This window comes from Actinoplanes xinjiangensis, from assembly GCF_003148685.1.
GTDB lineage: Bacteria > Actinomycetota > Actinomycetes > Mycobacteriales > Micromonosporaceae > Actinoplanes > Actinoplanes xinjiangensis.
On sequence record NZ_QGGR01000052.1, the window covers coordinates 1 to 13,612 of the forward strand.

Consider the following 13,612-nt stretch of genomic DNA (forward strand, 5'->3'; position numbering starts at 1 on the left):
AGGCGAAGAAGTTGCGGTACGCGGTGTTCAGGTCCGCCAGGGCCTGTTGCAACACCACCGCCGACACCTCGCCCAGCCACGCCCGCTCCGGCGTGCTCTTGGCCTGCGTGATGATCCGCCTGGACAACTCGGCGTCCGTGACGTACGGCAAGTCCTGCTCGCGGGCCTGCTGGCGCAGCCTGAGTCCGTCGTTGAACACCACCCGCGCGCACCCGAACGCCCTGGCCAGCTCGATCTGCTGGCCGGGCGTCGGGTAGACGCGGAAGTGGTAACGGAGCTGCACGAGATTGAGTGTACAGAACTGTACAGTTGATGGCATGACCGAGACGAACGAGATCAGCGTGGTAGACCTGCGGAAGAACCTGGCCGACGTCCTGAACGACACCGCCGTGCAGAGCAAGACCTTCTACGTGACCCGCAACGGACGCCGTATCGCCGCCATCGTGCCGGTCCCCGTGGCCCAGCACAGCGAGCAGGCGCGCGGTTAAGGCACTGCCCGGGCCTTGGCGGCCCTCCCAGCACGGCCATTCACCCCCGACCTGAAGACCGGAGCACTGGCCCGCATTCCGGTAGCGTGCGTAAGTACCTGGAGGCCGCGCCGGCGATGCTGGCCCACGGTCCGTGGGCAGTGGTGCATGCCGTTTTCGACCGGGTGGTCGATACCTACGTCGACATCACTGCGGCATTGCAGACCGACCTCGACGCTGTCGAAGCGGGGGTGTTCGCCCGCGGTCCGAGCGTCAGCATGGAGCAGATCTACCAGCTCAAACGAGAGCTGATGGAGTTCAAGGCCGCGGTCGTGCCGCTACAACGGCCGTTGGTCTCGTTGACGAACGGGCAGATGGACACGGTCGTTCCGAAGGAGATCCGCCGCTACTTCCGTGACGTCGCTGACCACCATGCCCGGGCCGTCGACGCGGTCGTCAACTACGACGAACTGATCAATGCCATCCTGCAGGCACGGCTGGGGCAGGTGACCGTCGACCAGAACAACGACATGCGCAAGATCGCCTCATGGGCGGCGATCGCCGCGCTGCAGACCGCCATCGCCGGCATCTACGGCATGAACTTCGACTACATGCCGGAGCTGGAATGGCGGTACGGCTACCCGGGAGTCCTGCTGGTCATGCTGTTCAGTGCTGTGCTGCTCCATCGGCGGCTACGCGGTGCCGGCTGGTTGTAAGCCCGGCCGCGACGGCGAGCCGGCTCGGGCGGCTTCGGGCCGAGGGGAGCGAGTGACGCGGCGTGGTCACTTACCGGTAGGGACTCAGCCGGACGCGATTGTGGACGAGGCGCGGTACCGGAAGGCAGCTGCCGGAGGCAAGTCGCCGGTGGCCGGTGGGGCGTATGCTGCCCAGCGGGAGACAGCGCGCCGGCATCGGCGTCGGACGGACAAGAAGGGGGTGGTCGCGTTGACCAGCGAACCCCCGAGTACCGGGCACCACCCCCGATTCTTGTTGATCTGACCTGCCGCGCCGGGCATCCGACCGCGACAGGGCTGATATCCGTCGTGTCCCCGGTCCGGAGTCCCCATGCCGTCGAAGCGCCGCCTACTTGCCCTGCGTCCCACGTCGCCGAATCCGCGGCAACAGCAACCGGCCCCGCCGGCTGCCCCACCGCAGCCGCCTCCCGCCAAGTCGGTCGTCGATAGCGCGATCTACATCGACGGGCGGCGCACCGCGTCGCCGGAGTCACTGGCCGCCACCTACGAATGCCTGCGCGGCGACGCCCGGTCGATGGCGTGGATCGGCCTGTACCGGCCCAGCCCGCAGCAGGTCGCGTCACTCGCGCAGGAGTTCAAACTGCATGAGCTCGCAGTCGAGGACGCGGTCACCGCGCATCAGCGGCCCAAGCTCGAAAGGTACGGCGACACCCTGTTCGTGGTGCTGCGCGCCGCCCGCTACCTCGACGCTGAGGAAGAGGTCGAATTCAGCGAGTTGCACGTCTTCGTCGGCCCCGGATTCGTCGTCACGGTCCGCCACGGCGAAGCGCCCGACCTCGCGGCGACCCGGCGGCGGATGGAGTCCGAACCGGCGATCCTGGCCCGCGGACCTGAAGCCGTGCTGTACGCGATCCTGGACCAGGTCGTTGACGGCTATGCCCCGGTCGTGGCCGGTCTGGAGAACGACATCGACGAGATCGAAACCGAGGTCTTCAGCGGCGATCCCGAGGCCAGCCGCCGTATCTACGAACTGTCGCGCGAGGTCATCGAGTTCCAGCGCGCCACCCGGCCGCTGGTCGGCGTGCTCCATGGGCTGACCGCCGGGTTCGACAAGTACGGTATCGACGAGGAACTGCAACGCTATCTGCGCGACGTCGCCGACCACCTCACCCAGGTCGTCGAACGCGTCGACGGGTTCCGGCAACTGCTCCAGAACATCCTGACCGTCAACGCCACCCTGGTCGGCCAGCAGCAGAACGAGGAGATGAAACGCCTGACCGAGGCCGGGTACGCGCAGAACGAGGAGATCAAGAAGATCTCGTCATGGGCGGCGATCCTGTTCGCGCCCACCTTGATCGGCACCGTCTACGGCATGAACTTCGAAAACATGCCGGAACGGCAGTGGGAGTACGGCTACCCGTTCGCGGTCGGCATGATGGCCCTGGTCTGCTACACCCTCTACCTGATCTTCAAACGGCGCGACTGGCTCTGACCCACCACAGCGCCCCACGAGTCCCGAACGCTGATCGAGTGGGCACAATGAACGGTGAGTCACCCGGCAGGAGAGCCCCAGTGGGGCTCGGTGAGCTGCCGCGCGAAATCCTAAGGGGGGAGACGCCGCCCGTTGATCTGCTTCAGAGCGCCTGGTACGGCGGCGGTCTGGCCTCCGCCGGAGGAGACAGCTACTCGCCTGCGCAAGCTGCACGACACCATCGGAAGAGTCGACTCGTGAGCCGCTTGCTCCGCTGGCAGATCACAGGAGTGTTCATCACCTTCTCCAGCCTTCTGCTGGCGCTCGCTGTGATCGGCGCCTGGGGCTACTGGGCTGAAGACAGCACTGCCGTCCGCGCCATCACCGTGGTCATGTGCCTGATCTTCGCCAGTTGCGTCGGACTCAGCATCTCCATCGGCACCGTCGACTGGGATGAAGGGTTCCCGTGGCGACGTGCCGTCACGCTGCTGCTCTTCCTTCTATTGGGCTTCGGAGTCGGTTGGGCGCGCCTCGGCGTCCCGTAGGCCATCGAGTGTCCCGAGTCTTTGACCCGATTGCAGGACGCGGCGAGGCTGTCGAGGATGGTTTTGTTCGCGAGTTTGGGATTCTGTCACAGGAAGTGTGGAGACGCTTCCAGGCAGGTGATGCCATGGCTGGGTCCGATTCAGATGAGTACCTCTGGGGTGCGTAACGCCTTCGATGACAGGATGGTGCTGTGGCCACAGGTGTCGGGGTGGAGGTTGGCTGGGCTGAGTCGGCTTGGCAACGTCGGATCGTCAACGTGCGACCTCTCACCGGTGGCTGGACGTCAACCATGTTGGCCTTGACGGGAAACAACGGTGAGCAGGCTGTCCTCCGGCTGATGACGAAGGAGCCATGGCGTCGGCATGCAGCCGGGTTGCTCGCCAGAGAAGCGACCGTACAGCAGCAGCTCCACGGCTCCCGGATTCCAGCGCCTCGGAGCATTGCCCTCGACCTTTCCGGGGACACCGCCGGGGCGCCGGCTCATCTGATGTCATGGCTCCCCGGCAGGCTCCGCTTGGACTCTGCCGCCGAAGACGTCCTGGAGGTACTGGCGCAGGTACTCGTCGACATTCATAACTTCGAGCCCGGGCGGAACAGGCCCCGGAACTACCAATCATGGGCGCCCCCGAGCAAGCGAGTCATATCGCCGTGGGTGCAATGGCCGGCGCTGTGGCGTCAGGCTTTCGAGCTGCTGGAGCAGCCCGCCCCAGGTTATGCGGGTACGTTCCTGCACCGCGACTTCCATCTGGGCAATCTGCTGTGGTCGCAGGGGCGCATCAGCGGCGTGGTCGATTGGGTCGAGACGTCGTGGGGGCCGGCAGATCTGGACGTCGCGCACGCAGCGACCTATCTGGCCATGTTGCACGGCATTGAAGCTTCAGCCAGATTCACGGACGCATACCGCCGCCGCGCTGATGATCGTCGCGACGAGGAACAGTTCCGATACTGGAACGTCATGGACATCGTCGGCTACCTGCCCGACCCGGTGAAGGTCGTCCAACCATGGCGCGATTCCGGACTGGACATCAGCGACGATCTCGCTCGCAGCCGACTCGAACAGCGGCTCGAGTATGTCCTTCGGGCTGGCTGACGGCTCGACCTGCTCCACGTTCGCCGCGTGACTATATGAGCCTATGAATCTGGTCGAGCGGATCCCGATTCTCCAACGGTGCCCGCACCGCGGGGTGGTGTCATCGGCAGCGTAGAACTCGTTTGCGGAGCAGGTTGAAGCCTGCGCGGCCGTACATCTGCCGCCACCCTGATCATCTGGTCGAGCGTGACACCGACCGGCTTCGAGCCATCCTCGAACGATGCCCGGAACTGGCCGCCGCCGCTGACCTGGTTCGCTCGTTCGCCCACATGTTGACCGGCCTGCACGGCGACCGGCCCGGCGGATGGATCGTCGCGGCTCAACAGGCCGGATTGCCCGGCATCACCAGCTTCGCCAACGGTCTGACCAGGGACATGGACGCTGTCACCGCTGGCCTGACCCTGCCACATAGTTCAGGACCGGTGGAAGGCAACGTCAACCGGATCAAGATGCTGAAGAGGCAGATGTACGGCCGCGCAGGCTTCGATCTGCTCCGCAAGCGAGTCCTACTTGCCTATTGACGCCGAGCACGGAGGGCAACGAAGCCGCACGAGACATATGTGAAGATCGATCCGTGGACCCAATCGAGATCGAACCGACGGAGTCGGGTGGGTACAGCCTTTGGCTCGAAGCCGGCACCACCGACGTAGACGACGTCATCCGTGAACTCGGCCACGAGGCGAACGGCTATTTCTGGGAAGGCGTCGCTGAACTGCTCGTGGCATCTGAAGCACCGAGTCTTGCCGGGCGGTTCTCACCCGATCCGGAAGGCGGAGCCTTCTCGCCTACAGCGACGACCGCCCCGTACTCGAAGACCTGGCCGCTCGACTGCACAAGGTCGCAACAGAGGAGAGCGGACTGCGGCAACTGCTTGACGACGCGGAGGCAGAACAGCCCAGCGGTGCGAGGTGACCGAGAGCCGGCGTTTCTGCGACAGGAGCCAAACCTCAACAGAAATGCCCCGCGCCGATCAGGCTCGATGCTCGAACACGGAACAGGGCAACGGCGATGGCATCACCCGGCCGGGGGCCCGGGCTGGTCGTGCCGGACGCTGTGCCATAGCCTCTAGGGAACAGTCACGTGTCCCATGACCGCCTGTCGCTCCAGACCCCGGCGACCCGCTTCGTCGATCGATCTCGGAGACTCGGATGCGTATCGTTCCCAGGAAAATCGTCGTGCGGCATGTGCCCCCGGTGCGGGCAGACTGCGCCGACTGTCGAACGGGATCGCTGAGTGAGCACCTCAGCGCACTGATGGCTCCCATCTCCCGCGGAAGCCGGGACGCCTTCGTCACGCTCTTCGACCACACCCGCGGCACCGTGCGGGCCGGCATCAACTCACGCCTTCGAGACCCGCACTCCGCTGCGGCGGTCTTCGCGGCCACCTACGTTGAAGTGTGGTGGCTCGCCGGCAGTCACACCGACCCCGAGGTGGACGTCATCGCGTGGATCGACCGCATCGTCGACCGGCGCAGCGCGGAAGCCGGACCGGACCCAGTGGCGCCCCCGAAGGAACCCGGGTCGGTCGATGCCGCCGATCCGCAACACCTGCGGGCCGCGTTGGAACTTTCGTCGTTGCTGGGACGGCCGGTGGATTCGCTGACACGCCTTGATCTGGGACGGTGCTGACACCCCCCACCGACAGACTGAGCCCACGGCCGTCCCCGGCTCCAGCAGGTCAGACGCGATTCAACGCCGTTGGTGTGGTTGCTCGGCGGTGTGAACCTTCTTATCCGAACGACCTCACGTGGCCGGGGTTCCGGAAGGCGGCGATCCAGGAGACCATCGCGACCGGCACTCGCGAGCAGACCCCGATCGCCGACGATCTGGTCGCCGGGCCGGGGCTCGACCTCTACGCTCTGATTGCCGGCGGGGTCGACCATTTGCTAGCCGGCGGATGTCATATAAAACCTAAACTGCTTGAATCGGACGTTCCCTCAGATCGGCGAGCCCGCGGCCGAACCTCTGGCGTGGTCACCTCCGCACCCGCCGACGTCGTGGCCCTGCCGTGCCCGCCGGGATTCACCTTGCTGGGGGAACTCGGCCGCGGCCGTCAGGGCGTGGTTCACCGCATCCGGCGCGGCGCTCAGCAATACGCCATGAAGCTGTTCCATCCGGGCACCGGCTCCGTCACCGCGGTGCGCCGCGAGGCCGCCAAGCTGGCCACCGTCCGAGATGCCGGAGTGCCGCGAATCCACGAAGTGGGAACGGTCGGCGACCGGGTGTATCTCGTCATGGAGCTGGTGGAAGGCCGCTCGCTCAAGACGGCCTGGCGGGCCGGCCCGATGGCTCCGGACGCACTCCTGCGGGTAGCCATCGATGTGGCGTCGGCGCTGCGAGCGGTGCACGCAGCCGACCTGGTGCACGGTGACCTGCAGCCGGACAACGTCCTGCTCGGCCACGACGGTTCGGTCCGGCTCATCGACTTCTCGCTCGGCGCCCATCTGGTAGCCGATGGCACCGATCGGATGGTCGGCACCGCTCTCTACAGCTCGCCCGAGCAGAGCGGGATGCTGCACCGCCCGGTGGACGGGCGGGCCGACCTCTACTCCCTCGGCGTGCTGCTGTTCGAAGCGGCCACCGGCACACCACCTTTCACCGCGCCCGACCTCGGCGAACTGCTCCGGATGCACGCCGTGGCACCGGTGCCCGACCTCGCGAAAGTGGCGCCGGGCCTGCCCGCCGCGCTCGCCGGCGTCATCGAACGTCTGCTCGTCAAGGATCCCGACGACCGTTACCAGAGCGCCACCGCGGTTCTCGCCGAGCTACGGCGGATGACCGTCGGCGCCGGCAACCTCATGATCGCGGGCACCGCTTCGCCGGAACAGGACGGCGACCGCGTGCCGCTGGTCGGCCGTGACGCCGAACTGGAGGTCCTGCAAACAGGATGGGCCGAGGCACGTACCGGCCGGGGCTCTCTGATCATGGTGACGGGAGAGTCCGGAAGCGGGAAAAGCCGCCTGGTCCGGGAGCTGGCCGGCGGCGTGCCGGCCGGTTGCCCGAAGCTGTACGGCGCAGCCTCGCGCGGACAGCGGCAACCCCTGGCGCCGTTGCGCGCGGCGGTCGACGGGTATGTGCGCGAGCTCAGTGTGCTGCCGCCCGGTGAAGCGGAGGACGCCTTCCTGACGGTTCGCGCGGCCGCCCAGGACACCGCGGGTGTCATCGGGCACCTGACGGACTCCCTCGCAGGGATCCTCGGGACACCGTCGGACATCGGCCATCTCGATGAGGAGCGATACACCGCCGCACTTGCCGGCTTCCTGCTGGAGTTGGCGCGTCGCACCGGCGGCCTGCTGCTGCACCTGGACGACCTGCAGTGGTTCGACCGTTCCACCGTACGCGTGCTGGAGCACCTGGCCGTCGCGGCCGATCACGCGCCGCTGCTCGTGGTGCTCACCGCCCGCGCCGACGAGATGGACGTATCGCCGGCGGCGGCCGTCACCACCGTGCCCGCCGATCGGCTGACAACGCTGGAGCTGCCACCGCTGGCGGCTGCCACGACGGCCGAGCTGGTCACCGCGATCAACGGAGAGCTGGCCGTCAGCGGTGACCTCGCCGCCCGGCTGACCGCCCGGAGCCGGGGAAACCCGTTCATCATCGCCGAGTACGTACGCGCCCTCATCGACGCTGGCCTGGTGACCGTGAGCTGGGGGGAGTGGCGTGTCGAAACCGCCGCGCTCGATGTCCTCACGCTTCCGCAGCACGTCGCCGACCTGGTCCGCCGGCGCGTCGAGGACCTGGACACGCGGAGCCGTCGTCTGCTGGGTATCGCGGCGATCCTCGGCTACCGGTTCCGGGCCGAGCTGCTGACCTCCCTCGGTGGGCTCCCGCAGCGTACGGTGGCGATTCTGCTCGCCGATGCCGCCCGCCTCGCCCTGGTGGAACGGCACGGCGAGGGCGACTACGGCTTCCTGCACGAGCGGATCCGGGCGGCCCTCGTGGACCAGTTCGACGACGTGACCCGGCGACGGATCCACGACGACGTCGCCGATCTGCTCAGCCGGCGGACCACGACCGAGCCGGCGGCCGTCTATGCCCTGGCCCACCACCGGATGGCTGGTACGCCCGGACACGACCCCGCCGGCGCCGTCGCGGCCTGCCGTGCCGCCGGGGTGCTCGCCCTGGCCGAACAGGCACCCGAGACCGCCGTGACTTTCTTGGAGTACGCCGCAAGGACAGCCGACGACGGGGCCGTCGCGTTGGACGATTCCTTCGGTGAGCTACTCGCCACCGCGTATCACCGGGCCGCCCGGCTCGACGACGCCGTCGCCGCCTTCCAGGACACCCTGCGGCGTGCCACGGACCCCCTGCGGCGGGCCCGTCTGCTGTACCTGTTGAGCACCGTGTACGAGTCGGCCTGGAACAGTGCGGGGCAGATCAGTGCGGGCGAACAGGCGCTCACCGAACTCGGCCGTACCCTGCCCCGCGGGAACGCCGCCCGGCTGGCCGCCGCCCTCGGCTACTTTCTGCTGGGCTGGATCGTCTGGATCACCCGGGTGGGGCGCGGCAGCCGGGTACCCCGGGTCCGCGAGCGCTACCTGCTGCAATGCTCCATCGGCGAGAGCCTCGGATCCGCGTACATCCGGCAGCTGCAACCGGCGAAGTCGGTGATCTTCGCGCTGCGCGCACCCTACTTCACCCAGCGCGCCGGAAGGTCCGCGGAGACCCTTCGGGCGATGAGCTCGGTGGCGCTGTTACTGGAGTTCAGCGGCTTCACCCGGCTGGCCGATCGGCTGTCCGCCGCGGTCCGGCGAGGCGCCGCCGACCTCGACGACAAACCGTTGAAGGCCCGGCTCGCCTGGAGCCGTGCGATCGCCCGGCACGGTAGCGGTAACGACGACGGCACGGAGGTGCAGCGGGTTCTGGACGAGCACGACCACTGGCTGGACATCGGGCTGGCACTCGACGCGTACGCGGTGCTCTCCTGGGACTGGCTGCTGCGCGGCGACATGGCAGTCGCGGAGTCCGGCCTCGACCGCGCACGACGGCGCGCCGCGTCGGGCGGGATGAGCGGCCGCAGCGCTGTCGTGGCCGCCGACGCCTGCCTGCTGGCGCTCCGCGGGCGCGCGGGTGAAGCGGCCCTGCTACTGCACTCGATCGACGGCGACGAGATCCCTCTGCATCAATGGCTGGACCTGCTGATCGGCAGGTTGCAGACCGCCGTCGAACGGGAGGACTTCGGCGAGGACTACGAGCGCGACCTGGCAGCGTTCGACGCCTTCGGACTCAAACCCGGGGATGTCCTGCCGGCCCAGCACACCTTCTACTGCCTACGGGCCTATGCCGAGCTGGCCCGGTGCCGTACCGCCACGCAGGAGTTCAGGCCGGCGAGGCTCGCCGCGGCGCGGGCCGCCGTCGAAGTCCTGGGCAAGGTGGCCAACCGCCGGATCCTGCGCGCCTACCACCACGTCGGCCTGGCTGCCCTGGCCGTGCTCGCCGGGACACCGGACAAGGCGCTGGAGCAGCTCACCGCCGCCGCGCCCGCGCTGCGAGCCGTCGACGCTCCTTTGCTGGAGTTCGAGGTGGCACGCATCCAGGCGTACGCTCTGAACGCCCTGCGACTGCCGCGGCACGCCCGCAGGCAGGCTGCCGTCGCCCAGTCCCTCGCGCACGCCCAGGGGTGGCCCCACCGTGCCCACCGGCTGGCCGTCGAGTTCGATCTCGACGATCGCGACGGCCCGGTCGCGGCCACCGGCCTGGACCGCGGCCGCGAAGGACAGCGATGGGCCGCACTGCAGCAGGTCAGCCTTGCCGCCTCCCGGGTGCTCGACCCCGCTCAACTCGCCCGGATCGCCCTCGACGAGACGCTCCGGCTGCTGGGAGCGGAGCGTGCCATCCTGCTGCTGGAGTCTGACGTCGCGCCCGAACTCGGGCACCACGTCGGCCGCGACACCACCGGTCAGGACGTCATGGACCTGTCCGGCTACAGCCGGAGCATCGTCGAACGGGTACGTACCGAGCGGCGTGCCCTGGTCGTCACCGGCACCGAACACGGTGAAGTGCTCCAGTCCGACAGCATGGTCGAGTACGGTCTGCGGAGCATCCTCGCCGGCCCCGTCCTGCTGGACGACCGTCTCCTCGGCGTGATCTACCTGGACAGCCGCCTCGCCAAAGGCGTCTTCACCACCGCGGATCTGGAGATCCTCACGGCCGTCACGCATCAGATCGCCATCTCGTTGGAGACGGCCCGGGCGGCTCAGTTGGAGGTGGCCGTCGCGACGGCGCACCAGCAGCGTGACCTGGCCGAGATGCTGCGCGACGCGATGGCGACCTTCGCCGGCACCTTGGATCCCGAGCAGGTGCTCAGCCGGTTGACCACCGCGATGCGGCAGGCCGGAACCGCCCAGCACATCTGCCTGGTCACCGTCACCGACGAACCGGGAACCGTCGCGGTGCGCTACGACCACGACGACGAAGATGTCGGGCGTCTGCTGGTTCACGGCGTACCGGCGGAGATGTCCGCGTTGCTGCAGTGCGCCGGGCCCGTGCCGCCGGCGGGCAGCGCGGCGGAGCTGGGTCTCACCCGTGTACTCCAAGCGCTGCCGGACGACGCCGTGACCACCCTGCACGCCGGCTGGCGCCTGATCCCGATGGCGACCCGGGAAGGCCGGCTCGGTGTGGTCGTACTCGGTGGCGCGGCGCCCACGGACCAGGCGTCCGACTCGCAGGTCATCGCCGCGCTCGTCGGCCAGGCGATGACCGCCTACGACAATGCCCGCCTGTTCGCCCAGGTGCACCACCTGGCCACCGTCGACTCCCTGACCGGTGCGGCGAACCGCCGATCGTTCTTCGAACGCGCCGAGCAGGAGATCGCCGCCCTGGGCGACTGCGCGGACGGCATCGCGGTGCTGATGCTCGACGTCGATCACTTCAAGAAGATCAATGATCGGTACGGCCATCAGATCGGTGACGAGGTACTCCGCGGTGTCGTCGCACGGTTGCGGACCGGCTGCGACCGCGATGACGTGGTGGCCCGGTACGGCGGTGAGGAGTTCGTCATCCTGCTGCGTGACCGCGAGTGCCGCGCCGCGGCCGTCGCCGAACGGATTCGTGCCGAGATCTGCCGGGCACCGATCGAGACGAAGGCCGGCCCGGTGCAGGTCACGGTGAGCGTAGGCGCCGCACGTGCTGCCGGTTCCGCGGACATCGACGCGTTGCTGGCCCGCGCCGATGCCTGCCTCTATGAAGCCAAGAGAGCCGGTCGCGATCGAGTCGTGATCGACATCAGTGAAGAACCGTGAACCGGCCGGCCGGCTCGGGACTCAGGGGCGGTGATGACAGGCCGGCCGGGGAACGGTCAGGCGTCGCGTTTGATCCCCGAAGTTGCGACAGAAGTGGCCTTTAGCGGCGCTGAATGATGGGCACACTGTCGGTGTGGAGATCACGGTGTGGGTGGACAGGGCCGACTGGAACTGCTGCGGTGAGCCGTTCCGAATCGGCTCCCAGGTGACGTGGGAGCTTCGGCGCGACATCGATGTCCGGTGGCTGATGGAAGCGTTGGGCTCCGATACGGCGGTCAGCGTGGACGCATTCCAATACCACCACGGCGATACTGATGTGGCGAGCGAGCAGACGAGCGGGACCGTCGCCCGCATCAGGGCGGTTCATTGGAGGTCGGCTCCACAGACCGGCACGGTCCCCGGATCAGGTGTGCTGACCGAACTGAATGAAGCTGACCGCGGCGCACCAGACCGCGGTGACCTGACCTTCGAGGGGTTCTTGGTGACCCTGAAGCAGTAGGCGTGAGTTCTGGGCGAACAGAGGTGGGTGCAGGCGCCGACGGCCCACCCCTTCCGTGGCTGCTGATGCAGCGCCTCCGCACCCGCAGAAGTGGGGACGATTGTCGGGTCGTCGAACTGCGGCAGCAGGGGCGCGTCCTGGACGGAGAGCAGTTCGACGTGGTGGTCGACGGCATCAGCTGAGCCGGGGTGAGGATGCGCGGCGTGCCGTCACGCATGCTCGTCGTCATCCGGCCAGGACGGCTCGTCGGAGATCTTCCACAACTGCAACCGGTATGCCTCGAAGCGGCCCGGGAAGGGTCCGGCGTCCTGCGGTGCGAATCCGCCGGAGACGCCGCGGTTGTACGCCGCGATCCGCGCGCCGTACGTGCCGGCACCGGTCGGTAGCTGCACTCCGACGTGGACGGCCGACTGCAGGGCTTGAATGGAGCTGAACCGGCCGCCGGGCAGGGCCAGCTCGGACACCGCGATCTCGTCCGGCGTTCCCCCCGGCGTACCCGGCGGATCGTCCCAGACCTCGACCGCGACGGACGCCGTGCCGGTGTCGATCGCACGGGCGACGACGGCGTTGGGACCCCACGCGAAAGACCCGTGCCCGATTGTCCGCCGAGCCGCCTCGAAATTCGCACCCTCGTCACACGTCGGATCGAAGATCGTGAAGAGCCGATACTGCGGGTTCACGGTGAACGAATACTCGAAAACAACCGGCATGCCGCGAAGGTAAAGCATCTCGGGGACCCTCGCGCTCACCGAGCCACGTTCGAGAATCCGTCTTGGGGTGAGATCGCCTAACGGCGGCGCGGGTTGTACGAACGCCACGGGCGCGGGCGAGTCTCCGGACTCGGCCGCGCCCGTGGGTGCTGTAAGGACGATCAGTGGGTGCGCGGGTCGACGTCGCTGCTGCGGCTGCCGGCCTTCGCCAGACCGCGGCTGATCATGTAGCCGATGGTCAGCAGGGTGATGTACCACCAGGCCTTGTCGGCGGCGAAGTAGTCGCTGCCGTTGTTGGCGTCGCCGTCGCCGACGGTGTAGGAGGCGACGAGTACACCGATTACCGCGAGCACGTAAACGACCAGCTCAGTGGTCTTGAACGAGGGCTTGGTCTCCTCGCCTCGGACGCGGACGCCCTTCACGGTGGCGTTCTCGTTGTGGGTGCGGGTGCTGGCAGTCATGGGTGTCTCCTAAGGAGTCGTGTTCATGCCGTCTGGCAACGGCGCCGTCGAACTACCCGGACCGTGAGGCAACAATCAACATTCACACAGCATGTTTCCAGACCGTTATCAGACAAGGCGTGTGTACTGCGGAGCCACTCGTATCACTGCTCGCCTGGTCGACCTCCAGCGAGCCGTCTCATCTCGCGCGGACAACGGCAGGCATCCCATGTTTCTCGATGTCAAGCGGTGAGCTGCAAATGAGCCAAGCGGTGGTCTCCGCGTAGTCGGTTCCGGTCTTAAGGCAGCCGTGCAGGATGCCGACGAGGCGGCTGCCCCGTTGGCGGAGGGTGGCTTGGTGATCGATACCGCGGCATAGTGCCTGGTAGTAGATCAGGGCCCCGGCAAAGTCGCGGTGGTGTCCGATTCGACCGCTTAGGTGCAGAACCGCCTC

Annotated in this window: 12 protein-coding genes and 2 pseudogenes; 10 read left to right on the forward strand and 4 right to left on the reverse strand. The window is 67.7% G+C overall.

Annotated elements, in window-relative coordinates; all coding sequences use genetic code 11:
- Positions 1 to 283 (reverse strand): helix-turn-helix domain-containing protein (locus tag BC793_RS47170; RefSeq protein WP_146246784.1); only part of this gene is annotated, 283 nt, incomplete at its 3' end.
- A 34-nt stretch (positions 284 to 317) separates the two neighbouring features.
- Here BC793_RS47170 and BC793_RS50450 point away from each other — a divergent pair.
- The 10 genes and pseudogenes from BC793_RS50450 to BC793_RS49330 all read left to right on the forward strand — a co-directional run bounded on the left by BC793_RS50450 (position 318) and on the right by BC793_RS49330 (position 12,190).
- Positions 318 to 488, forward strand: a complete 171-nt coding sequence (locus BC793_RS50450; protein WP_109603184.1) for a type II toxin-antitoxin system Phd/YefM family antitoxin — start codon at positions 318 to 320, stop codon at positions 486 to 488.
- A gap of 86 nt (positions 489 to 574) precedes the next feature.
- Positions 575 to 1,183: pseudogene (locus BC793_RS47180) on the forward strand (magnesium and cobalt transport protein CorA); the annotation flags it as partial.
- Between the two features lie 349 nt (positions 1,184 to 1,532).
- A complete protein-coding gene (gene corA / locus BC793_RS47185; protein ID WP_109603185.1) occupies positions 1,533 to 2,654 on the forward strand; it encodes a magnesium/cobalt transporter CorA in 1,122 nt (373 codons plus the stop codon).
- Positions 2,655 to 2,890: 236 nt separating this feature from the next.
- On the forward strand, positions 2,891 to 3,178 hold the full coding sequence (locus BC793_RS47190) for a hypothetical protein (RefSeq protein WP_109603186.1): 288 nt from the start codon (positions 2,891 to 2,893) through the stop codon (positions 3,176 to 3,178).
- A gap of 191 nt (positions 3,179 to 3,369) precedes the next feature.
- Positions 3,370 to 4,269: a phosphotransferase family protein gene (locus tag BC793_RS47195; protein WP_146246785.1), complete on the forward strand. Its 900-nt coding sequence runs from the start codon at positions 3,370 to 3,372 to the stop codon at positions 4,267 to 4,269.
- A 47-nt stretch (positions 4,270 to 4,316) separates the two neighbouring features.
- Positions 4,317 to 4,790: a transposase gene (locus BC793_RS47200; protein WP_109603188.1), complete on the forward strand. Its 474-nt coding sequence runs from the start codon at positions 4,317 to 4,319 to the stop codon at positions 4,788 to 4,790.
- Between the two features lie 627 nt (positions 4,791 to 5,417).
- On the forward strand, positions 5,418 to 5,897 hold the full coding sequence (locus tag BC793_RS47210; protein WP_146246786.1) for a sigma-70 family RNA polymerase sigma factor: 480 nt from the start codon (positions 5,418 to 5,420) through the stop codon (positions 5,895 to 5,897).
- 368 nt (positions 5,898 to 6,265) lie between these two features.
- Positions 6,266 to 11,509: a diguanylate cyclase gene (locus BC793_RS47215; RefSeq protein ID WP_275416440.1), complete on the forward strand. Its 5,244-nt coding sequence runs from the start codon at positions 6,266 to 6,268 to the stop codon at positions 11,507 to 11,509.
- A 133-nt stretch (positions 11,510 to 11,642) separates the two neighbouring features.
- The gene (locus BC793_RS47220) at positions 11,643 to 12,008 is read left to right on the forward strand and encodes a DUF6578 domain-containing protein (protein WP_109603191.1); all 366 of its coding nucleotides are present in this window, start codon (positions 11,643 to 11,645) and stop codon (positions 12,006 to 12,008) included.
- 2 nt (positions 12,009 to 12,010) lie between these two features.
- Positions 12,011 to 12,190 carry a hypothetical protein gene (locus tag BC793_RS49330; protein ID WP_146246787.1) on the forward strand — a complete coding sequence of 60 codons (180 nt, stop codon included), beginning with the start codon at positions 12,011 to 12,013 and terminating at the stop codon, positions 12,188 to 12,190.
- A 27-nt stretch (positions 12,191 to 12,217) separates the two neighbouring features.
- Here the strand turns inward: BC793_RS49330 and BC793_RS47225 are convergent, their stop codons facing one another.
- The 3 genes and pseudogenes from BC793_RS47225 to BC793_RS53000 all read right to left on the reverse strand — a co-directional run.
- The gene (locus BC793_RS47225) at positions 12,218 to 12,718 is read right to left on the reverse strand and encodes a hypothetical protein (RefSeq protein WP_146246788.1); all 501 of its coding nucleotides are present in this window, start codon (positions 12,716 to 12,718) and stop codon (positions 12,218 to 12,220) included.
- 161 nt (positions 12,719 to 12,879) lie between these two features.
- The gene (locus BC793_RS47230; protein WP_109603193.1) at positions 12,880 to 13,179 is read right to left on the reverse strand and encodes a hypothetical protein; all 300 of its coding nucleotides are present in this window, start codon (positions 13,177 to 13,179) and stop codon (positions 12,880 to 12,882) included.
- A 178-nt stretch (positions 13,180 to 13,357) separates the two neighbouring features.
- Positions 13,358 to 13,561 (reverse strand): annotated as a pseudogene (locus BC793_RS53000) (hypothetical protein); the annotation flags it as partial.
- Positions 13,562 to 13,612: the final 51 nt, after the last annotated feature.